Origin of the sequence: Caulobacter sp., from assembly GCF_049283275.1 — a bacterium.
Lineage (GTDB): Bacteria > Pseudomonadota > Alphaproteobacteria > Caulobacterales > Caulobacteraceae > Caulobacter.
On the sequence record NZ_JBAPVS010000136.1, the window covers coordinates 1 to 20796 of the forward strand.

The 20796-nt window shown below is 69.8% G+C and carries 18 protein-coding genes; 12 read left to right on the forward strand and 6 right to left on the reverse strand.

Annotated features, from left to right (window positions below):
* Window positions 1-20: 20 nt before the first annotated feature.
* The 4 genes from rutD to WAL33_RS06705 all read right to left on the reverse strand — a co-directional run bounded on the left by rutD (window position 21) and on the right by WAL33_RS06705 (window position 3999).
* Complete coding sequence (rutD, locus tag WAL33_RS06690; RefSeq protein ID WP_422179712.1) at window positions 21-821, reverse strand: pyrimidine utilization protein D; 801 nt, start codon at window positions 819-821, stop codon at window positions 21-23.
* On the reverse strand, window positions 822-1211 hold the full coding sequence (rutC, locus tag WAL33_RS06695; RefSeq protein WP_422179714.1) for a pyrimidine utilization protein C: 390 nt from the start codon (window positions 1209-1211) through the stop codon (window positions 822-824).
* A 108-nt stretch (window positions 1212-1319) separates the two neighbouring features.
* Window positions 1320-2078 (reverse strand): pyrimidine utilization protein B, encoded by a 759-nt coding sequence (rutB, locus tag WAL33_RS06700; RefSeq protein ID WP_422179716.1) that lies wholly within the window; start codon window positions 2076-2078, stop codon window positions 1320-1322.
* A gap of 268 nt (window positions 2079-2346) precedes the next feature.
* Entirely contained in the window at window positions 2347-3999 is a 1653-nt protein-coding gene (locus WAL33_RS06705; RefSeq protein ID WP_422179746.1) for a sensor histidine kinase, read from the reverse strand.
* A gap of 271 nt (window positions 4000-4270) precedes the next feature.
* On the opposite strand from WAL33_RS06705, the gene WAL33_RS06710 reads away from it, so the two are divergent.
* The 4 genes from WAL33_RS06710 (at window position 4271) to WAL33_RS06725 (ending at window position 7880) form a co-directional block, all read left to right on the forward strand.
* On the forward strand, window positions 4271-4573 hold the full coding sequence (locus tag WAL33_RS06710) for a hypothetical protein (RefSeq protein ID WP_422179718.1): 303 nt from the start codon (window positions 4271-4273) through the stop codon (window positions 4571-4573).
* Window positions 4574-4797: 224 nt separating this feature from the next.
* Window positions 4798-5247: a hypothetical protein gene (locus WAL33_RS06715; protein WP_422179720.1), complete on the forward strand. Its 450-nt coding sequence runs from the start codon at window positions 4798-4800 to the stop codon at window positions 5245-5247.
* Window positions 5248-5381: 134 nt separating this feature from the next.
* Window positions 5382-6986 carry a fatty acid--CoA ligase gene (locus WAL33_RS06720; protein ID WP_422179722.1) on the forward strand — a complete coding sequence of 535 codons (1605 nt, stop codon included), beginning with the start codon at window positions 5382-5384 and terminating at the stop codon, window positions 6984-6986.
* Window positions 6987-7880: an oxygenase MpaB family protein gene (locus WAL33_RS06725; RefSeq protein ID WP_422179724.1), complete on the forward strand. Its 894-nt coding sequence runs from the start codon at window positions 6987-6989 to the stop codon at window positions 7878-7880. It begins immediately after the preceding gene.
* 146 nt (window positions 7881-8026) lie between these two features.
* Here WAL33_RS06725 and WAL33_RS06730 read toward each other — a convergent pair whose 3' ends face one another.
* Window positions 8027-8260, reverse strand: a complete 234-nt coding sequence (locus WAL33_RS06730; RefSeq protein WP_422179726.1) for a hypothetical protein — start codon at window positions 8258-8260, stop codon at window positions 8027-8029.
* A gap of 108 nt (window positions 8261-8368) precedes the next feature.
* Here WAL33_RS06730 and WAL33_RS06735 point away from each other — a divergent pair, with 108 nt between their 5' ends.
* From WAL33_RS06735 to WAL33_RS06755, 5 genes are all read left to right on the forward strand, one after another.
* Entirely contained in the window at window positions 8369-10666 is a 2298-nt protein-coding gene (locus tag WAL33_RS06735) for a glycoside hydrolase family 3 N-terminal domain-containing protein (protein WP_422179728.1), read from the forward strand.
* 6 nt (window positions 10667-10672) lie between these two features.
* A complete protein-coding gene (locus tag WAL33_RS06740; RefSeq protein ID WP_422179730.1) occupies window positions 10673-11455 on the forward strand; it encodes a helix-turn-helix domain-containing protein in 783 nt (260 codons plus the stop codon).
* A gap of 171 nt (window positions 11456-11626) precedes the next feature.
* Window positions 11627-12562 (forward strand): Gfo/Idh/MocA family protein, encoded by a 936-nt coding sequence (locus WAL33_RS06745; protein ID WP_422179732.1) that lies wholly within the window; start codon window positions 11627-11629, stop codon window positions 12560-12562.
* 136 nt (window positions 12563-12698) lie between these two features.
* Window positions 12699-14477 (forward strand): type I secretion system permease/ATPase, encoded by a 1779-nt coding sequence (locus WAL33_RS06750; RefSeq protein ID WP_422179734.1) that lies wholly within the window; start codon window positions 12699-12701, stop codon window positions 14475-14477.
* On the forward strand, window positions 14474-15862 hold the full coding sequence (locus WAL33_RS06755) for an HlyD family type I secretion periplasmic adaptor subunit (RefSeq protein WP_422179736.1): 1389 nt from the start codon (window positions 14474-14476) through the stop codon (window positions 15860-15862). Before WAL33_RS06750 ends, WAL33_RS06755 begins: the two co-directional genes overlap by 4 nt.
* Here WAL33_RS06755 and WAL33_RS06760 read toward each other — a convergent pair.
* Entirely contained in the window at window positions 15859-17127 is a 1269-nt protein-coding gene (locus WAL33_RS06760; protein WP_422179738.1) for a hypothetical protein, read from the reverse strand. The two genes, WAL33_RS06755 and WAL33_RS06760, sit on opposite strands and share 4 nt — an antisense overlap.
* Window positions 17128-17735: 608 nt before the next feature.
* Here WAL33_RS06760 and WAL33_RS06765 point away from each other — a divergent pair.
* From WAL33_RS06765 to WAL33_RS06775, 3 genes are all read left to right on the forward strand, one after another.
* A complete protein-coding gene (locus tag WAL33_RS06765; protein WP_422179740.1) occupies window positions 17736-18746 on the forward strand; it encodes a helix-turn-helix domain-containing protein in 1011 nt (336 codons plus the stop codon).
* Between the two features lie 136 nt (window positions 18747-18882).
* Complete coding sequence (locus tag WAL33_RS06770) at window positions 18883-19593, forward strand: response regulator transcription factor (RefSeq protein ID WP_422179742.1); 711 nt, start codon at window positions 18883-18885, stop codon at window positions 19591-19593.
* Window positions 19590-20796: histidine kinase dimerization/phospho-acceptor domain-containing protein (locus WAL33_RS06775; RefSeq protein WP_422179744.1), on the forward strand; the 1207-nt coding region annotated here is incomplete at its 3' end. The genes WAL33_RS06770 and WAL33_RS06775, both read left to right, overlap by 4 nt.

The window sequence follows — 20796 nt, forward strand, 5'->3', positions numbered from 1 at the left end:
GATCTGGGCGGAGCGCCTCGTCACGCCTCCTCCAGGAAGTTCAAGACCATCACGTTGAAAGCCTCGGGCGCGGTGACCGTGAAGCCGTGGCCGCCCCAGGGCGCGATGTCGAGCACGGCGCTGGGCAGACGCTCGGCCAGGCGGCGCGAGCAGGCCGATGGAACGAGCATGTCGTCGGCGCTGGCGCTGACCAGCACCGGACATCTGATTCTCTCGAGAGCCTCGTCGATGTCGAACTCGAGCAGGGCCTGGATGCGGGCCCGCATGACGTCCGGATCGGGGAAGCCGTGGATGTGGTGGACCTCCTCGGCCTCCAGCCGCGCATGGTTGGCGCTCAGCCAGTCGGCCGGATACAGGAACAGCGGCTGGGCGTGGACATAGGCGGCGATGCCGGTGTTGTTCAGCAGGGCCAGGCGGGTGTCGAAGCAGCGCTTGATGTGCGGGTCGGGTCGTGACCAGCCATTGACCACCACCAGCCGATCGACGCGGTCCGGATGGTCCAGCGCCAGGGCCAGGCCGGCATTGCCGCCCGCCGCGTGGCCGACGACGTGGGCGCGCTCCAGCCCAAGGGCGTCCATGACCTTGACGATGTCGTCGCCCATGGCCGCCACCGAGTGCGGGTCGGTCAGGGTCCGCACGCTGCGGCCCGTTCCGCGATGGTCGTACAGCACCACACGGAAGCGGCTGAGCAGCGCCGCCATCTGCGGGGCCCAGAAAGCGCCGGAACCGCCCAGGCCGGCCGACAGGATCACCGTCCCGCGATCGGCGGCGGGACCGCCGTGAACCTCGTAGTGCAGGCCGTCGACGGTCCCGCTTTGCATCTACTTTTTGCCGATGTGGGCGACGCTGGCGATCTCGACCACGAAGCCGGGCTTCACCAGGCCGCACTGGATGCAGTAGCGAGCTGGTTTGTCGCCGGGGAAGTACTCGGCATAGACCTTGTTGATCGTGTGGTAGTTGGACCAGTCGGTCAGGAAGATGTGGTTCATGGTCACGTCGTCCATCGTGCCGCCGGCGGTCTCGATCACCGACTTGATGGTCTCCAGCACCTGGCGGGTCTGGGCTTCGGCGTCTTCGGGGAAGGCGACGTTGTTGTCCTTGTCGAAGGCCAGAGTGCCCGAGACATAGACGATCCCGTCGGCCAGGGTTCCCGGCGAGAACGGGGCGATGGGCGTGCCCGTGCCGGGCGGGAGGATGACGGTCTTGGGCATGCTTGCTCTCCTTTTTCGTCTCTATCGAGCTGTCATCCCGGACAAGCGAAGCGCCGATCCGGGACCGCCGGAAGCTCGGCGCTCAGGCGTTGGTCCCGGATCTTCGCGCTACGCGCTCGTCCGGGATGACAACGGTTGTTGCTGCCCCACCGCCCCCTTGAAGTCCGCCGTGGTCGAGACCCAGCCGAAGAACGTCTCGATGTTGTAGAGCGCCGCCTGCTGCACGAAGTCCGGCCCCGCCTGGTGGGTGGCGTCCTCCAGCACCGTGCCGAAATATTCCAGGAAGAAGCCGTCTCGCAGGGTCGACTCCACGCACACGTTCGTGGCGATGCCGACGAACACCAGATGGCGCACGCCGCGCGAGCGCAGCACGCTGTCCAGCTGGCTGTTGAAGAAGCCGCTGTAGCGGGTCTTGTGCAGCACGATGTCGCCGGGCTCGGGCTTGAGGTCGTCGACCAGCGCGTAGTCCCAGCCGCCCTTGGCCAGCAGCTTGCCCTGCAGCTCGGGCCGGGCGCGCATGGTCTTCAGGGCGTTGGACTTGTGCCAGTTGGGCGAGCCGGGGCCGCCGGCCTCGACATAGTCGCTGTCCCAGCCGTTCTGGAAATAGATCACCGGCATGCCCGCGCCGCGGGCCACGTCCAGCACGCCCTTGATCTTGTCGATCACGGCGGCCGCGCCGCTGATGTCGAAGCCGGCCAGGTCCAGATAGCCGCCGCGCGAGGCGTAGGCGTTCTGCATGTCGATGACGATCACCGCGGTCTTGTCGATCGGCAGGGCGATCGGCTCGGGCCGGGCCGGCAGCATCAGGATGTCAGGTGGCGTCATCAAGCTCGATCCCGCAGGGGTGAGCGACGCAGGTAAGACCATCGCGGCGCGCGGCGCAATCGATCGATGAACGTCGATATGCGATTGCCCGAGCGGCGCCTAAGTCTTGGGCTAAGTCAGAAATGACTTACTAGATGTCGACCTGTTCCGTCGTCGTCCATTTCGGGGCCACCCACGCACGACCGCCGTGGCTGGTCCTCGTCCTTCGACAAGCTCAGGGTGAGGACCGTTGTGCAGGCCTCGGCAGTGGGAAACCTCATCCTGAGCTTGTCGAAGGACGAGGTTTTCGCACCCCGCGATCGAACATTGATCAACCCTCAGGCCCGTCTTCGGCCTCTTCCTTGTCGGCCCGTTCTTTCCCGGTTTCGGGCAGGGACAGGGTCAGGACGCAGACCGCGCCGCTGGGGCGATAGTCGACGCGGGCCTCGCCGGCCAGGTCGGACTTCAGGCTGGCGGCGATCAGGCGCGAACCGAAACCCTTGCGGACGGGCGGCGACACGGCGGGGCCGCCGCGCTCCTCCCAGTGCAGGGTCAGCCGGTGCGGCGCGGCGGGGTCGATGTGCCAGACCACCGTCACCGAGCCTTCGGGAACCGACAGGGCGCCGTACTTGACCGCGTTGGTGCCCAGTTCGTGGAACACCATCGACAGGGCCAGGGCGGCGTTGGGCGTCAGGGCCACCGGCGGGCCTGCCAGAACCGTCCGGTCCAGATAGGGCTCGAGGGTCTCCTCCAGGATCTCCTTGAGGCCGGCGCCTTCCCAGACGCTCTGGGTCAGCAGGTCGTGGGCCCGGGCCAGGGCCATGATGCGTTCGTTGAAGGCGTGCAGACCCGGTGAATCGGCGGGACGGCCCAGGCTCTGACGGGCCAGGGACTGCACCGTGAACAGGGTGTTCTTCACCCGATGGTTCAGCTCGTTGATCATCAGCTGCTGGCGCTGGTGGGCGCGCTGCTCCTGGGCCTCGCGGGCCCGAAGCTGGCGGGAGGCGTCGTGCAGGGCCGCGCGCACCTCGGCGATCTCGCGGAAGCGGTCCGGGACCAGGGCGATCTCCTCGCCGGCCGCCATGATCTTGGCGTCGGCCCCCAGCCCGCGCACCGCCGCCGAGATGTCGCGAGACACCGCCAGCGCCACGGCCGCGCCGATGATCAGCAGCAACAGGCTGGCCGCGGTCAGCCAGCCCACCGACGACCAGTTGGCCCGGCTCAGCTCGGCTCGCGGCACGCCGACAATGAACGACCAGCCGCTGGTCGGCGACCGGCTGAAGGCGGAGAGGCTGGCCGTGCCGTCCAGCGTATGGCTCAGCGTCACGCCCTCGTTGCCGCGGTCCATGGCGGTGCGCAGCTCGCCGCTGACCTTGCGGCCCATGAAGCGGTCGATGTCCTTCGAGCGCGCCAGCAGCGAGCCGTTCTGATCGACGATGCTGGCCGTCCAGCTGGGCGGGATGCTCTGGGCGGCGAAGATCGACGAGAAGGCCTTGGGCGACTGCTGATAGGCCAGGTCGTACAGTTCGCCGTCGACGATGACCGGCATGTCGATCGACACGAAGGGTGGGAACTGCCCGGCCTGCTGGGGCCGCACGAGGTTCGACACCGAGGTGCGGCCGGCGCGGATGGTCTGCCAGCGAAGGTCCGGCAGACCGATCCTGGGCGCGGGCGCGCCGGCCGGGTGGCGGGTGTTGACCAGCTGCCGCTGGTTGTCGAGCAGCACGATCCAGGCGTCGGTTCCCTGAACGGCGGCCCGGGCCTGGCGTTCAAAGGCCGGAATGTCGCCGGAGATCAGGGCGGGCGAGACCGCCAGGGTCTGCAGGATGCTCTGTCCCTGACCGAGCTGGCGGTCGGTGGTCAGCACCAGGGCGCGGGTGGTGGCCACCAGCTGCCGCTCATAGCGCGCTCGGCTCTCGCCGAACTCCGCGCGCGCCAGCAGGGCCATGAAGATCGTGGCCGGAACCACCAGGCTCAGGGCCATCAGCAGCAGACGTCGGCGCACGGTGCCGGCGACGGGCGAGGGCAAGTTTGACGCGGGGTCGGGGGCGACCGAGGCTTGCAAAGGGCGGACGGGCTCATCCTGCGGGGGGCGGCCTCAAGAGAAAGCGACCGCCGCGCCGGGTCAAGCGCTTACGGCGCCTCGGGGGGGAGGGCGGGCGTGCATCGGACGGCGCGGCAACCTTCGGCGGTCCTTTGGGGTTCATTGCTCAGCCCACGGCAAAGGTGTCGGGGATTTTGGGAGACTTCACAGCATGCGCATCCTCACCATCGCGGCCGTGGCCGCCCTCGCCCTCGGCGTCACCGCCTGCGGCGAGAACAAGGCCGAGAAGGCCCAGGAAGCCGCCGCCGCCAGCGACTCCGCCGCCGCTTCGAGCAAGCTGGCCGCCGACGCCGCCGAGACCGCCGCCCAGGCCAGCGCCACCGCCGCCTCGACCGGCGATGAAGCCACGCAGAAGGCCGCCGGCGACCAAGCCGCCGCCGCGGGCGAGCAGGCCGAGAAGGCCGGCGATCAGGCCGAAAAAGCCGGCGAAAAGGCCCAGGACGCGGCGCACTAGGCGCGATCAACCTTCAAGTCTGGTGCGTGGTCCTCGTCCTTCGACAAGCTCAGGATGAGGACCATTCTACGGGCCGTGGCGGTAGAGGGCGTCATCTGAGGCGGCAGTAGAAAACCTCATCCTGAGCTTGTCGCCAAAGCAACTTGGGGGACGAGGTTTTCGTTTTCGAAGCGGCCGTCTTTCATGCGGGCGGAGCAAGCCTCGTCCGCGCGCGTTACCCTCCCATGGCCAGAACCCGCAAGACGACCGCGCGCCGCAAGGCGACCCCCTCAGACGCCTTCGCCCTGGCGACGGCCGGCGCCGAGCTGGCGCTGGCCTCGCTGGCCGTGGTCAACGCCCGCACGCCGATGATCGTCCAGGCGTTCAACGATCCGGTGCGCGGCAACTACGCCGAATTGACGCGGATGATCTCGGAAAAGCCCCTGGCCTTCGCTCAGGGCGCTTCGGCGGGCGGACCGGCCTGGCTGGCCATGGCGGCGGAATCCAACCGCTACCTCGCCCAGGCCTGGAAGACGCCCAGCTACGGCCTCGCGCCGGGCCTGTCGGCCTCGCTCGGGGCCTTTGCCTTCTGGGGGCGAATGATGTCGCTGGGCGTGACCTGGCAGTCGGCGATGCTGGCTCCGGTGCACGCGGCCGCGACGGCCAACGCCCGCCGCCTGGGCCCCAAGGCTTGACCGCAAAGTCGCGTCCGCCGCGGCGGAAGGCACGTTTTCCCTAGCCGCGCGCCCGAAATGGCCCTCATCCTGCCTCCAGCAAAACCGAAGGCGGCGGCAGACCGCCTCGGACAACGCGAGGAGACCCATCGATCATGGCCGGACCCGCCCCCGGACCCGCGATTGATTTCGATCGCATGACGACCCTGGGCGACGTCGCCCGCTATCACCATGAGGTGCGGCCCGAGGCGACGGCCCTGGTCTTCGAAGGCCGCTCGACCAGCTTCGCGGATTTCGACCGCCACACCGATCAGGTCGCCAACGCCCTGCTGGCCGAGGGGCTGACCAAGGGCGACCGCATCGCCTATGTCGGCAAGAACAGCGACCATTATTTCGAGCTGCTGTTCGGCGCGGCCAAGGCCGGGGTGGTGCTGACCCCGATCGGCTGGCGCCTGGCCCCTCGCGAGATCGCCTACATCCTTGGCGACGCCGAAGCCCGCATGGTGTTCGTCGGTCCCGAGCTGCTGGCCCATGTGCGCGACGTGGCCGAGCTGATGCTGGACCAGCCGGTCGTGATCGCCATGGAGGCCAACGACTACGGCCATCCGGAGTTCGCCGCCTGGCGCGACGCCGTCCCGTGCGATCGGCCGGCCGCGGCGATCACCCCGGCCGACATCGCCGTCCAGCTCTACACCTCGGGCACCACGGGCCGGCCCAAGGGCGCGATGCTGACCCATTCCAACATCCTGGCCACCCGCAAGCTGGCGGCCCTGGCCGACATGGACTGGAACCGCTGGGGTCCCGACGACGTCAGCCTGGTGGCCATGCCCGTGGCCCATATCGGCGGCACCGGCTGGGGCGTGGTGGGGCTGGTCAACGGCGCCAAGGGCGTGGTGGCCCGCGAATTCGACCCGACCAAGGTGCTGGACTTCATCGAGAAGGACCGGGTCTCCAAGATGTTCATGGTGCCGGCGGCCCTGCAGATCGTGGTGCGCCTGCCGCGCGCCCGCGAGATCGACTACAGCCGCCTGACCCACATCCTGTACGGCGCCGCGCCCATCCCGCTGGACCTGCTGCGCGAGTGCATCGAGGTGTTCGGCTGCGGCTTCGTCCAGCAGTACGGCATGACCGAGACGACCGGCACGGTGGTCTATCTGCCGCCCGAGGACCACGACCCGGCCGGCAACGCCCGCATGCGCTCGGCGGGCCTGCCCATGCCCGGCGCGGAGCTGAAGATCCTGGGCGAGAACGGCGAGAGCCTGCCGCCCGGCCAGGTGGGCGAGGTGGCGGTCCGCTCGCCGGCCAACATGGTCGGCTACTGGAAACTGCCCGAGGCGACCGCCGACACGATCGATTCCGATAGCTGGTTGCGCACCGGCGATGCGGGCTACATCGACGAGGACGGCTATCTGTTCATCCACGATCGCGTGAAGGACATGATCATCAGCGGCGGCGAGAACATCTATCCGGCCGAGGTCGAGAGCGCGGTCTATGGCCATCCGCACGTGGCCGAGGTGGCGGTGATCGGCGTGCCCGACGACACCTGGGGCGAGGCGGTCAAGGCGGTGGTCGCCCTCAAGCCCGGCGCGCCGCAGGATCCGGCCGACATCATCGCCTTCGCCAAGAGCCGCATCGCCGGCTTCAAGGCGCCCAAGACCATCGACTTCATCGAGGTCCTGCCGCGCAACGCCTCGGGCAAGATCCTGCGACGCGAGCTGCGCGAGCCCTACTGGGTCGGCAAGACACGAAGGGTGAACTGAATGGCTGACGGCGACGGTCGCCTGGCGGGGCTGGTCCAGGGGCTGTATCAGCCGCAGGGCGGGCCGCGCATCGACTTTCGCCGGCCGGCCGGCGAGCCGGCCCTGGCCGCGCCGGACTCGGTGTCGTGGCGCGTGTTCAAGAACCCGATCTCGCTGTTCGTCGGCGGGGTGACGGCGGTGATCCTGGAACTGGCCGAACCTCGGGTGCGCACGGGGGTCTGGGAGCATTCCAGCTTTCGCCGCGATCCGCTGCCGCGCCTGAAACGCACCGGCCTGGCGGCGATGGTCACGGTCTATGGCGCGCGTTCGGTCGCCGAGAAGATGATCGCCGGCGTGCGGCGCATGCACGACAAGGTCACGGGCGACACCCCCGCCGGCGCGGCCTATCGGGCCAATGACGTGGCGCTGCTGGACTGGGTGCAGGCCACGGCCAGCTTCGGCTTCATGGAGGCTTATCACGCCTTCGCCCGCCCGCTGAGCGAGGCCGACCGCGACCGATTCTACGCCGAGGCCGCGCCGGCCGCGGCGCTGTACGGCGCGGTCGGCGCGCCGGCCTCGGTGGCGCAATGGAAGGCCCAGCTGGCGGCCATGCTGCCGAAGCTGGAGCGCCACGAGATCGTCTTCGAGTTCCTGGAGCTGATGCGCAAGACCGCGATCCTGCCGGCCCCGCTGGGCGGCCTGCAGGGCGCGCTGGTCCGGGCGGCGGTGGCGATCACCCCGCCGGACGTGCGGGCGGTCGTGGGGTTGGGCCGCGACTGGGACCTGGGTCCGATCGAGGGCCGGCTGGTGCGCTGGGCCGGGGCCGCGGCGGACCGGGTTTCGGTCAAGGGCACGCCGGCGGTGGAGGCCTGCCTGCGGATGGGGCTGCCGGGGGATTATCTGTACCGGCGGTGAGGCGACCACTTGCCCCCTACGGACCGCTTCGCGGTCGTCTTCCCCCACAGGGGAAGAGGGGTTAGCGCGGCGTCCTCCGCCCCCTATGGGGGCGGACAGACCGCGTAGCGGTCAGGTGGGGGCAAGGGGGTGAGCTTCCCACGCCCTCAATCCGTCTGTCCCTGATGCTCGACGTGCCCCTCCCGCACCTCGGTCCTGGAGAACACTTCCTCCTGGCCGTCCTGCAGCAGCTCCTCGGCGTCGGACCGGTCCTGTTCGGCCTGGGCCAGGACGATGCGCAGGGCGTCGACTTCGGTGGGGGCCTCGATCACGACGCTGCGGAGCGGCGCTTCGGGGGGAGCGTCGCCGAGACGGACATCGATGCGCCAGAGGGTGGTCATGCAGCTTCTCCGAGGTTGAAGGCGTTGGTTCGCTCCTCAGGTAACGCACCATTGCACCGTGCGGCGTTTCTGGCGAGGTTGCGGCCCACTACAGTTCGGGGACGATTCATGGCGAAGGGTGACGGGCGACAAGGGTCCGATCGACGGGGCGTGGACCGCAGGGCGGTCCTGGTCGGCGCGACGGGCCTGGCGGGGTACGCTCTGGCGGGAGCGGGCGCGGCCCGCGCCGCCTCGCCCCGGGTCGAGGCTCTGATCGCCCAGATGACCATCGAGGAAAAGGCCGGCCAGCTGTCGTGCTATTCCGACATGATCCGGCCGCCGGTCGGCGACATCAATCCTCTGGTCAACCAGCGCAACACCCAGCAGATCCTGGCCGACGTCCGGGCCGGCCGCATCGGCGTGCTGATGAACGGCGTCGGGGTCGAGGGGGCGCTGCTGGCCCAGACCGCCGCCGTCGAGCAGTCGCGCCTGCGCATTCCGCTGCTGTTCGCGGCCGACGTGATCCACGGCTTCAAGACCATCTATCCGATCCCCCTGGGCGAGGCCGCCAGCTTCGATCCGACCCTGGCCGAGCGCACGGCGCGGGCCGCGGCGATCGAGGCCTCGTCCTACGGCAACCACTGGACCTTCGCGCCCATGGTCGACGTGGCCCGCGATCAGCGCTGGGGCCGAGGCGCGGAAGGCTCGGGCGAGGATGTGTTCCTGGGCGAGGTGATGGCCCAGGCTCGGGTGCGCGGCTTCCAGGGCCGCGACCTGACCGCCCCCGACAGCCTGTTGTCGACCGCCAAGCACTTCGCCGGCTACGGCGCGGTCGCGGCGGGGCTGGACTACAACACCGTGGACCTGTCCGAAGCGACCCTGCGCGAGGTCCACCTGCCGCCGTTCAAGGCCGCCTTCGACGCCGGCTGCCTGTCGGTGATGTCGGCCTTCAACGACATCAACGGCGTGCCGTCCACGGCCAACAAGCATCTGCTGACCGACATCCTGCGCGGCGAGTGGGCCTTCAAGGGCGTGGTGATTTCCGACTACACCGCCGACCAGGAGCTGGTGGCCCATGGCTACGCGGCCGACGACAAGGACGCCGCGCGGCTGGCGATCCTGGCGGGCGTGGACATCAGCATGCAGAGCGGCCTCTACAGCCGCTACCTGCCCGAACTGGTCGCCCAGGGCTTGGTGCCCATGGCCGTGGTCGACGCCGCCGTACGCCGCGTGCTGACGCTGAAGGAGACCCTGGGCCTGTTCGACCGGCCGTTCCGCTCGATCGACGCCAAGGCCCAGGCCGCCAACACCGCCACCCCGGCCATGCGGGCGCTGTCGCGGGAGGCCGGCGGCAAGTCGATCGTGCTGTTGCGCAACGACGGCGGCCTGCTGCCCCTGCCGACCACGGGCCGGAAGATCGCCCTGATCGGCCCGTTCGCGCAGGATCGCGACAACATCCTGGGACCCTGGGCCTTCTTCGGCGACCCCAGCCTGGGCGTCGACCTGGCCACCGGGATCCGCGAGGCGATGGCCGACCCGTCGCAGTTGATCGTCGCCAAGGGCTGCGACGTCGAGAACGTCATTCCCGGCGGTTTCGACCAGGCCGTCGCGGCCGCCAAGGCCGCCGACGTGGTGCTGCTGGCGGTGGGCGAAAGCCAGAACATGTCGGGCGAGGCCCAGTCGCGCACCGAGATCAGCCTGCCCCGGGTGCAGCAGCAACTGGCCGAGCTGGTCGGGGCGATCGGCAAGCCGACGGTGGTGCTGCTGCGCCACGGCCGGGCCCTGGTGCTGGAGGGGGCGGTCAAGGCCGCCCCGGCCGTGCTGGCCACCTGGTTCCTGGGCACCGAGACAGGCCATGCCGTGGCCGACGTGCTGTTCGGCAAGGTCAATCCATCGGCCCGCCTGCCGGTCAGTTTCCCGCACGAAAGCGGCCAGGAGCCCTACGCCTACAATCACCGCACCACCGGCCGTCCCGCGCCCCAGGCCGACGACAGTCAGGAGTACAAGGCCCGCTGGCGCACCACCCGCAACGAGGCGCTGTACCCGTTCGGCCACGGGCTGTCGTACACCAGCTTCGCGCTCAGCGACGTCAAGCTGTCGACCACCCGCCTGGCCTGGAACGACAAGCTCTACGTCACCGTCACCGTGGCCAACACCGGCAAGGTCGCCGGCGAGCATGTGGTCCAGCTCTACATCCGCGACCGTGTGGCCAGCCGCACGCGGCCGGTGCGCGAGCTCAAGCGCTTCCTGCGGGTGGCGCTGAAGCCGGGCGAGCGGCGCGAGGCGCGGTTCAGCCTGGAGCGGGCGTCGCTGATGTTCGTCGGCGACAACGACCGCTGGATCGCCGAGCCGGGCATGTTCGACCTGTGGGTGGCCAGCAGCGCGGTGGACGGGCTGGCGGCGAGTTTCGAGTTGCTGGGGGCTTAGGGGGAGATGCCTGAAAGCCTCAGCACTCTTAGCGAGCGTGAAAAGGAGACGTTGCGTCTTCTCCTCAAGGGCCATGACGCCAAGTCAATCGCCGTGGCGCAGGGGCTCTCAGTCCACACGGTGAATGAGCGCCTTCGTGAGGCGCGCCGAAAGCTGGGTGTCGGCAGCAGCCGAGAAGCCGCGAGGCGGCTGGCTCAGGTGGAGCTCCAGAGCCCAAATTTCTTGGGGGACATGGAATTGGGGGTGGTCGCGGCGAGGACGCGGGGCGGAGAACCTGGGGCATCGATTCAACGTCGACGCGTCGGTCACTCGGCCGCGTGGTTCTTTGGAGGATTGGCGATCATGTTCGCGATAGTAGCCGCAGCCGCGATAGCGATGGCTTTGCACGGCGATGGGAAGGTAGGACCGTCCGCGCCGCCGACCGCGCCTTCGGTGTCTTCAAGCGCGTCCGACCAGGCCGGCGCCGCCTCGGCGGAGGAATGGACCAAGCTGCTGGATGGGCAGCGTTGGGCGGAAAGCTGGGAATCGTCCGGCAGCGTGTTCAGGTCGAAACTCACGCAGGCCGACTGGACCGCGACGATCCAGCCGCTTCGGCAACAACTTGGCCAGGTGTCCTCGCGTTCGCTCAAGAGCGTGTCGAGCGCCAGCTCGCTGCCCGGCGTTCCCGATGGCGAGTACAAGATCGTGCAGTTCGCCACGGTCTTCGCGAACAAGTCAGACGCCATCGAGACCGTCGTGCTGGCCCGCGAAAATTCCGCCTGGAAGGTGAACGGCTATTTTATCCGCTGACCGCTGGTGAAGCGGGGGCCGGGGACATGCCCTTGCGGCGTGTCCCCAAGTTCCAGGCGCCACGCCACTCATGGGGACACGCCGCAAGGGCGAGTCCCCGAGCATTGACATCCCAAGCGCCATCGAGAATTTATCCTACAAATCAGTAATCCAAAGTCGGAACGCTTGCCCATGACCGCCGCCACACCCATCCGCGTGGCCCTGATCGGGCTGGGCAAGATCGCCCGCGACCAGCACCTGCCGGCCATGGTCGCCGATCCGCGCTTCGAGCTGGTCGCCATCGTCAGCCGCCACGCCGAGCAGCCGGGTCTGCCCCGCTTCCACACGTTCGACGCGCTGCTGGCCGGCGGCGTGGCCTTCGACGCCGTCGCCCTATGCACCCCGCCCCAGGTGCGCCATGGCCTGGCCCGCCAGGCGCTGGAGGCCGGCAAGCATGTGATGCTGGAAAAACCGCCCGGCGCGACGCTGAGCGAGGTCGAGGACCTGCGCCAGGTCGCCGAGGCGCGCGGCGTCACCCTGCAGACCACCTGGCACTCGCGCCACGCCCCGGCCGTGGCGCCCACGCGCGACTGGCTGGCCGGCAAGACGATCACGGCGGCCCGGATCAACTGGCGCGAGGACGTGCGGGTCTGGCACCCGGGCCAGGACTGGATCTGGGAGCCGGGCGGGCTCGGAGTCTTCGACCCGGGCGTCAACGCCCTGTCGATCGCCACCGCCGTCCTTCCGCGCCCGTTCTTCCTGACCGAGGCGACCCTGCACGTGCCGGAGAACCGCCAGTCGCCGATCCAGGCGCAGCTGTCGTTCGTCGACACCGCCGGCGTGCCGGTCACCGCCGAGTTCGACTTCCTGCAGACCGGCCCGCAGAGCTGGGACATCGAGATCGACACCGACGGCGGGGCTTTGCGCCTGTCGCACGGCGGCGCCAAGCTGTGGATCGACGGCGCCCTGGTCCACGAGCAGCCCGAGGCGGAGTATCCGGGCCTCTACGCCCGGTTCGCCGAACTGATCGCTTCCGGACAGTCGGACGTCGACGTCACGCCCCTGCGACACGTGGCCGACGCCTTCCTGCTGGGTCGGCGCGTCACGGCGCCGGCCTTCGTGGAGTAGTCCGCCAAGCTTAACTTTTTCGCACAACGACGTTCTTGCATATTGGCGAGCGCCTACGTTAGGTACCACCTAGGGGCGTGCGCCTGCGTGCGGCGAATGGAGCTGGCGGAGACGGGCGCGTCCTGGGGAGAGACGCGTGAAGTACTTGGACGCCCCGTTGCCGCCGCCGCTGGTCGCCGCCCTGCGGGCCTGCCGCCCGCACCTGGTGGCCGCCGCCGTGTTCAGCGCCTTCATCAACCTGCTGCTGCTGGCGCCGACCATCTACATGATGCAGGTCTACGACCGGGTCGTTCCCACCGAGGGCCGGCTGACCCTGTTGTACCTGACCCTGGTGGTGACCTTCGCCCTGGCCACCCAGACGGCTCTGGAGACCGTGCGGGCGCGCCTGCTGACCCTGGCGAGCCTGCGCCTGGACCGACTGCTGGCCGGCGGCATCCTGCAGAAACTGATGAGCGCCATGGCCCCCGGGGCCTCGGCCCAGGGCATGCGCGAGTTCGACGTCGTGCGTCAGGCGCTGTCGGGCCCGGTGGCCGTGGCCGCCTTCGACATCCCGTGGACGCCGCTCTACGTCCTGGTCGCCTTCATGATCCATCCGGCCCTGGGCGTCATGACGATCGCCGGCGGCGCGGTGCTGGTGGTGCTGGCGGTGTTCAACGAGCGGGCGACGCGGGAGCGGGCTCGCGAGGCCTTCATCGCCCAGGCCCAGGCCTACGCCTCGCAGGAAGCCGCCGCCGTCAACGGCGAGGTGGTGCGCTCGCTGGGCATGCGCGGGGCGCTGCGCGAGCGGCAGCTGGCCGATCGCCGCAGCGGCCTGGACCTGGCGGCCAAGGCCCAGTTCACGGGCGGCGGCTATTCGGCGGCCACCAAGTTCACCCGCATGTTCCTGCAGTCGGCGGCCCTGGGCCTGGGCGCCTGGCTGGCGGTCGACAAGCAGATTTCGGCGGGCGCGATCATCGCCGCCTCGGTGCTGATGAGCCGCGCCCTGCAGCCGATCGAGCAGTTGGTTGGATCCTGGGGCGTGGTCGGCCAGGCGCGCGGCGCGCTGAACAACCTGATCAAGCTGTTCCCCAACCAGGGCCTGGAGATGTCCGGCACCCAGCTGCCGGCCCCCACCGGGGCGCTGGCCCTTGAACAGGTGGCCGTGCGCGCGCCCGGCGAAGGCCCGGTGCTGCTGCGCGGCGTCTCGTTCCGCCTGGCGCCGGGCGAGATCCTGGGCGTCATCGGCCCCAGCGGCGCGGGCAAGACCACCCTGGCGCGGGTGGCGGCGGCGGCGATCGCGCCGGACGCCGGCATGGTGCGCCTGGACGGAGCCAACCTGGCCGATTGGGACGGCGATCGGCTGGGCCGCTACATCGGCTATGTGCCGCAGGACTCGGGCCTGCTGGCCGGCTCGATCAAGGACAACGTCTCGCGCTTCGCGATCTGGGCTGGAAACGATCCCGCGATCGTCGACGCCGACGTCGTGGCGGCGGCGAAGGCGGCCGGCGTGCACGAGCTGATCCTGCGTCTGCCCAAGGGCTACGACACGATGCTGGGCGCGGGCGGGCGCGGGCTCTCGGCGGGCCAGGCCCAGCGCGTGGCCTTGGCGCGGGCCTTGTACGGCGATCCGCCCCTGCTGATCCTGGACGAACCGAACTCGGCGCTCGACGCCGATGGCGAGGCGGCGTTGAACACCGCGCTGGCGGCCGCCAAGGCGCGCAATGCGGCGATCCTGATCGTCGCCCACCGCACCGGCATCCTCAACATCGCCGACCGCCTGCTGGTGCTGCGCGAAGGTCAGATCGAAATGCTGGGCCCTCGGGGCGACGTCATCGCCAAGATGACCGAGGCCGCCCAGGGCCGGGCCAAGGGCGCCGACCCGAAGACCGGCGGCAAGCCGGCTTCCACCACCGCCCTGCAGGCCGCCAAGCCATGATCGACATGACCCTTGAAGCCCCGAGCGAAGCCCCCGCCGCCGTCCCGGATGAAGCCGCCGCCAAGATCCCGCCGCGTCTGTCGGACGATCCGGCCCAGGTCATCCGCATCGGCGCGGGCGTGGCGGGTCTCTTCTTCGTGGGCTTCCTGGGATGGGCGGCCTTGGCGCCGCTGGACGCCGGCGCCTACGCCCACGGGGTGGTCGCCGTGGCGGGCAATCGCCAGGCGGTCCAGAGCCGCGAGGGCGGGGTGGTCACCGCGATCCGGGTTGTCGAGGGCCAAAGCGTGGTCAAGGGCCAGATCCTGGTCGAGCTGTCGGCGTCGGAGCTGCGGGCCAGCGAGCGCGGCATGACCGGCGAGGTCCTGACCCTGCTGGCCCAGCGCGCCCGCCTGGTGGCCGAGCGCGACCGGCAGGCCGGCTTCTCGGCCCCGCCGGAGTTCGCCAAGCTGGCGCCCGAGGACAAGCCCCTGGCCGACGACGCCCTGCGGCTGCAGCGCCAGCAGTTTCAGGCCCGTCGCGGCTCGTTGCAGACCCAGCGCGGGGTGCTCAACCAGCGGATCCTGCAGCTGGACCAGCAGACCAGCGGCGCCCAGCGCCAGCTGGAGGCCAACCGCGAGCAGCAGAAGCTGATCGAGGAGGAGCTGGCCGGCGTCCAGGAACTGGCCGCCAAGGGCTACGCGCCCAAGACCCGGGTCCTGGCCCTGCAGCGCAGCGCCGCCTCCCTGACCGGCGAGGACGGGGCCTATCGCGCCCAGATCGCCCGCGGCGCCGAGCAGATCGGCGAGACCCGCCTGCAGACCCTGTCGCTGGAGCGCCAGATGATGGAGGAGGTCTCGGGCCAGCTGCGCGACGTCCAGGTGCGGCTCGACGACCTGCAGCCCAAGGTGCTGGCGGCCCGCGAGCAGCTGGCGCGCGCCACGGTCCGCGCCCCGTCCGGCGGCAAGGTGGTGGGGCTGAACGTGTTCACGGTCGGCGGCGTGGTGGCGCCCGGCCAGACGCTGATGGAGATCGTGCCGCAGGACCGTCGCCTGGTGATCCAGGCCAAGGTCTCGCCCAATGACGCCGACGACCTCAAGCCCGGCCAGAAGACCCAGATCCGCTTCACCTCCCTGCACGAGCGCGACCTGCCCCTGCTGAACGGCACCCTGACCGAACTGTCGGCCGACAGCTTCACCGACGAGAAGACGGGCGTGCAGTACTTCCGGGCCGAGGTGGCCGCCCCGCCGCAGGAGCTGGAAAAGATCCGCAGAATCCGCGGCGGCCAGTCGGGCCTGCAGGCCGGCCTGCCCGTCGAGGTGCTGATCCCGCTGCGCAAGCGCTCGGCCCTGGCCTATCTGGTCGAACCGCTGTTCCAGACCTTCTGGCGCATGGGCCGGGAGCACTAAGGGGCAGCGTGAACCCCCAGCACGGTGGACGCGGACAGTTCCGGCGCCACGACGGCGAGGTCGTAGCCGCGGATGAGCGCGCGCCATTCAGGCGTCAGGGCTTCCAGATCGGCGCTGCGCAAAGGGCGCAGATCCACCAGGAACCAGTCGCCCGGCGGCGTGTTCGACGGGCGGGCCAGCATCACGTCCTTGGACCAGTCGCTGTCCTTGCCCGTGGTCGCATCGAAGTCGTGCACGGCCACTTGGCGGCCGACCCCGTTGTATCCGGCTTGCACGCCTCTCGCGCCGGTGACGACGATATGGAGCGACTTAACGCCCTCTCCGTCGGCACGTTCAGCGACGAAATTGCCCAGGTCGCGCTGACCGAGTGGATTGTAGCCCTTGTAGAGATGGTAGGCGCCGAACTTCATCAGGAGGCGCGCCTGCGGCGCCTCGGCAAACTGCGTCACCAGCGTGCGCTTCATCAGCCGCGCCCTGCGCCCGTTCGGATCGCCACGGCGGGACTGCGAGGCCTGATAGATGGCGCGTGTTTCGCGCAAGGCGGCGAACAGCGCCTTGGCCCGGTCGCCGCCGTCCTGGTCGATGGCTGTCGCCGCCTGATCCAGCGTCGCATCTGTGGCCTTGAGCAGGAACAGGTCGAAGGGTGAACCGGAGATGAGCGCGGCCTGCATCGCCGTCCGCTCCTGCTCAGCCAGCGCTTCGATCTGGGCGCGGGCGAGCGGTCCTGGACCGGCCGCCAGCATCTGTTCGAGCAAATAGCCGCTCGAGCCCAAGAACTCCTGGTCCAGCCCCCACAGCTTGAAGTCCGGCCCTGCGACACCCGCGCAATCGGCCGCCGTCTGACCCTCGTCGCGGCCGTTTAGGAAGGCCATGGCGTCGGGATGGGAGCGCATGAAGTCGGAAATCTGCTGTTCCCGGTTCGGCGCCCTCAGCCGTGCGTTGACCGCCCCGGCGGCCTCCGGCCCGATCTCGACCACCATGGCCGTCAGGCCGCCGGGCGCCATCAATCGACAGACATTCGTGGTGAAGGCGGGGATCTCGCGCGAATGATGGCTCTCGCCGATGAGGACGTACCGGCTGGCGCCTATAGCCTCCGACAGTGTCGCGGCTCCCGCACCCGAGAAGCCTTCCGGCCGGACTGTCAGCGGCGACCCGGCCTGCGCCAGGCGGTCAGTGAACGAGAGCGGCGCAACCGTCTGGGCCTGGGCGGAAGCCGCGCACAGGGTTGCGAGCGCCAAGGCGGCCGCAATCGATTTCAGCTTCATATCAATCACCCCTACTCAGTGAAGCTTCCTCACGGCGAACTCTGAAAACCACAAGCTAAATCGTGATCACAAGTCTCCTCGCAGCCTGAAAACGGGCGCGCCGAATGGATGCAAAGGGCCGAAAGCAGACTTGCTGGCGGTTTGAACAGCGTCATTGAGGCGGGGTAGGCGCACCGCATGAAGGCCGCCATCGCGCGCTCCGCCGGCAAGCGGACCTTCAGGCCGCCAACCCGCCAGCGCTATAACGGTCAAATAAAAAGGCGGGCCTTCCCCAAGGCCCGCCTTCAGTTTGGGTCCCCACCCACGGGGGTCTGGGCGGCGCTGATCGCAAGCTCCCCCCGGGGCCATCGCGGTGCGCCGTTCTCCGAGTCGATGACCGCGTCCTGCGCCGCCGGGTCGAATCCTGATGGACGTCGCCACGAGTCGCCGACCCGTGTTCGTCCACCGAAGGCGCACAGCAGTAAGGCTTTGCGCGCCTGAGCCGTTACATCCCGGTCCCATTTCCTTGACCGGACGTCTCAAAGGAAAAAGCCGCCCTCGCATGGTGCGACGAACGCACGCATTGGGCGAACCAGAGAGTTGCGTGATTGTGCCTTGGGGGAGGCCGCATGAATGAACCCGCGAACCCGTCTACCGGGACTATTTTCAGCCTGGGACGGACGAACTTCAGCACCCGGAGCGTTCCGCCCGCGGAGCGCCACGACTACTATCGTCGCGAGGTGTTGACAGCGCTGGACGCGCGCGATCCTGAACCGGGCTTCACGGCCAGCATCACCTCGCTGCGCCTGGGCCCCCACGCCTTCTACGTCACCGAGACCGGCGGCCAGACCATGTTCCGCACGCCGGAGATGATCGCCGCCGACGGGCTGGACCACTACATCGTCCAGTTCAACATCGCCGGTTCGCATACCGGCGACTTCGACGGCGCGCCCTTCGCGTTCGGCCCGGGCGAGGTCGGGATCTGCGACCTGTCGCGGCCGATGCTGCTGCACAGCACCGCGGTCAAGGTGCTGTCCACGTTCCTGCCTCGGGCGGACGTCCAGGCCGTGGCCCCCGGCGTCGAGCTGCACGGCATGGTGCTGGACGGCAATCGCGCCGGCCTGCTGATCGAGCATCTGACCGCGGTGACCCGTTGGTTCCCTCAGCTGCTGCCCGAAGCCCTGCCCTTCATCACCCGCGCCACCACGGAACTGCTGGGCGCCTGCCTGGCGATGGAGGCCGGACGCGCCGACCTGGGCCTGCGCGAGTCGCCCGTGCTGCTGCGGGCCCGCGCCTATGTCGAGCACAACCTGCTGGAGCCCAGCCTCAACCCGGCCAAGATCAGCGAAGCCCTGGGCGTGTCGCGCTCCACCCTCTATCGCCTGTTCGAATCCCTGGGCGGGGTGACGGCCTATATCTGGGAGCGCCGCCTGCACCTGGCCCGCGCCGCCCTGTTGGACCCCAAGCGGGTCCGGCGGATCAGCGAGATCGCCTTCCAATGCGGTTTCAGCAGCGAGGCCCATTTCAGCCGCAGCTTCCGCAAGGCCTTCAACATCCGCCCCAGCGACCTGCGCTCGCTGCAGCCCAGCCTGGTCGACGAACCCGACACCCCGTTCGCCAAATGGACCGACGGCGGGTAGCGGACTTGGATTGAGGAAACCCTCTCCCAGAGGAACAGGGTTCGTTCCGCCCCCTGCACCAGATCTGCACGGCAAACCCTTCGCGCCGCCTCGCCAATCCCGTTGACCCGGCCCGCGCATCGCTGAACATGCGCCCATGCAACCGCGCACGATCCTGGTCGTCGACGACGATCCCCACATCCGCCAGCTCCTCGTGTTCGCCCTGGCCAAGGTGGGGCTGGAGACCCGCGAGGCGGCCGACGGCGAGGCGGCCCTGGCCTCCGTCGCGGAGCGCGCGCCGGACCTGGTGGTGCTGGACATCAACATGCCGCGCCTGGACGGGCTGGAGGTCTGCCGCCGGCTGCGGGCCCAGGGCGACCTGCCGATCCTGTTCCTCAGCTCGCGCGACGACGAGATCGACCGGGTGCTGGGCATCGAGCTGGGCGCCGACGACTATGTGGTCAAGCCGTTCAGCCCGCGCGAGGTGGTGGCCCGCGTCCAGGCGATCCTGCGGCGCACTGGCGGCAAGACGGCCCAGGTCGGACCGGCCGACGGCCTGATCGTCCGCGGCAAGCTGAGCCTGGACCCCGAGGCCTGGAGCGCGGCCTGGGCGGGCGGCGAGGTGTCGCTGACCGTCACCGAGTTCACGATCCTCAAGACCCTGGCCACGACCCCGACCAAGGTGTTCAGCCGCGACGCCATCATCGACCGCCTGCGCGGCCCCGGCTTCGCGGTCACCGACCGCACCATCGACAGCCACGTGCGAAACCTGAGGGCCAAGTTCGCCGGGGTGGGCGGGCACGACGTGATCGAGACGCGGGCCGGGATCGGCTACCGGCTGGGCGCCTGTGCAGGCGTCGCCGGATGAACACCTGGCTGCGGCGCTGGTGGCCGGCCCTGCGGCTGCGGACCATCCTGCTGACCGTGCTGCTGTTCGCCGCCGCCATGCCGGCCATCGGGGCGGTGTTCCTGCGCACCTACGAGAACACCCTGATCCGCCAGACCGAGGCCGAGCTGACCAGCCAGGGCGCGGCGCTGGCCTCGGCCGCCGCCAATCTGTGGCCCGGCGCGGTGCGCGACCTGACCCCTGCCGATCCGGACGCCCGCGACGATCCCGGCTATTACCGCCCCGAGGCCACCAGCGTCGACCTGCGCAGCTCGCCGGTCCTGCCCGAGCGCCCGGCGTCGGTCCCCGGCGCGAAGGCCGATCCCCAGGCCGAGACGGCCGCCGAGGTGCTGGAGCCGATCTTCGACCAGACCAGCCGCAGCACCCTGGCCTCGATCCTGATCGTCGACCGTCACGGCGTGGTGGTGCGGGGCCTGGGGCAAGGCGGCAGCCTGGCGGCCCTGCCGGAGATCCAGGCGGCGCTGCACGGCCATTCGCGCACCGTCCTGCGCCGCAACGGGGCCTATCATCCGCGCTATTCGTTCGAGTGGCTCAGCCGCGCCTCGGCCGTGCGCCTGCACCATGCGCGGCCGGTGGTGGTCAACGGCCAGGTGGTGGGCGCCCTGCTGCTGTCGCGCTCGCCCCGGGCCCTGTTCCGCGGCGTCTATCAGGACCGGGGCAAGCTGCTGGTCGGGGCGGGGGCGACGATCCTGCTGCTGGTGCTCTTGTCGGGCCTGGTGTCGCGCGGGGTGACCCGGCCGATCGAGGCGCTGAGCGCCGCCACCCGCAGCGTGGCCGCCGGCCAGGGCAGCGTGCCGGAGACCCCCGCCACCGCCGCTGTCGAGATCCGCGACCTCTATCAGGACTTCCGGGTGATGGCCGACGCCATCGCCGTGCGCTCGCGCTACCTGCGCGATTTCGCCAGCGCCGTCAGCCACGAGTTCAAGACCCCGCTGGCCGGGATCACCGGGGCGGTCGAGCTGCTGGACGACCACTTCGACACCATGACCCCGGACGAGCGCCGCCGGTTCCTCTCCAATATCTCGGCCGACAGCGCGCGGCTGTCGCAACTGGTCGGCCGGCTGATGGACCTGGCCCGGGCCGACATGGCCATGCCCCAGGCGGGGGTGGCCTCGGAGCTGGCCTCGGCGGCGCGCCGGGTGGCCGACGCGCAGGGTCGCGACA

Coding starts and splice junctions, on each gene's coding strand:
- rutD (WP_422179712.1), bottom strand. CDS start 821: ATGCAAAGCGGGACCGTCGACGGCCTGCACTACGAGGTTCACGGCGGT.
- rutC (WP_422179714.1), bottom strand. CDS start 1,211: ATGCCCAAGACCGTCATCCTCCCGCCCGGCACGGGCACGCCCATCGCC.
- rutB (WP_422179716.1), bottom strand. CDS start 2,078: ATGGTCTTACCTGCGTCGCTCACCCCTGCGGGATCGAGCTTGATGACG.
- WAL33_RS06705 (WP_422179746.1), bottom strand. CDS start 3,999: ATGGCCCTGAGCCTGGTGGTTCCGGCCACGATCTTCATGGCCCTGCTG.
- WAL33_RS06710 (WP_422179718.1), top strand. CDS start 4,271: ATGCGCATCCTCACCATCGCGGCCGTGGCCGCCCTCGCCCTCGGCGTC.
- WAL33_RS06715 (WP_422179720.1), top strand. CDS start 4,798: ATGGCCAGAACCCGCAAGACGACCGCGCGCCGCAAGGCGACCCCCTCA.
- WAL33_RS06720 (WP_422179722.1), top strand. CDS start 5,382: ATGGCCGGACCCGCCCCCGGACCCGCGATTGATTTCGATCGCATGACG.
- WAL33_RS06725 (WP_422179724.1), top strand. CDS start 6,987: ATGGCTGACGGCGACGGTCGCCTGGCGGGGCTGGTCCAGGGGCTGTAT.
- WAL33_RS06730 (WP_422179726.1), bottom strand. CDS start 8,260: ATGACCACCCTCTGGCGCATCGATGTCCGTCTCGGCGACGCTCCCCCC.
- WAL33_RS06735 (WP_422179728.1), top strand. CDS start 8,369: ATGGCGAAGGGTGACGGGCGACAAGGGTCCGATCGACGGGGCGTGGAC.
- WAL33_RS06740 (WP_422179730.1), top strand. CDS start 10,673: ATGCCTGAAAGCCTCAGCACTCTTAGCGAGCGTGAAAAGGAGACGTTG.
- WAL33_RS06745 (WP_422179732.1), top strand. CDS start 11,627: ATGACCGCCGCCACACCCATCCGCGTGGCCCTGATCGGGCTGGGCAAG.
- WAL33_RS06755 (WP_422179736.1), top strand. CDS start 14,474: ATGATCGACATGACCCTTGAAGCCCCGAGCGAAGCCCCCGCCGCCGTC.
- WAL33_RS06760 (WP_422179738.1), bottom strand. CDS start 17,127: ATGAAGCTGAAATCGATTGCGGCCGCCTTGGCGCTCGCAACCCTGTGC.
- WAL33_RS06765 (WP_422179740.1), top strand. CDS start 17,736: ATGAATGAACCCGCGAACCCGTCTACCGGGACTATTTTCAGCCTGGGA.
- WAL33_RS06770 (WP_422179742.1), top strand. CDS start 18,883: ATGCAACCGCGCACGATCCTGGTCGTCGACGACGATCCCCACATCCGC.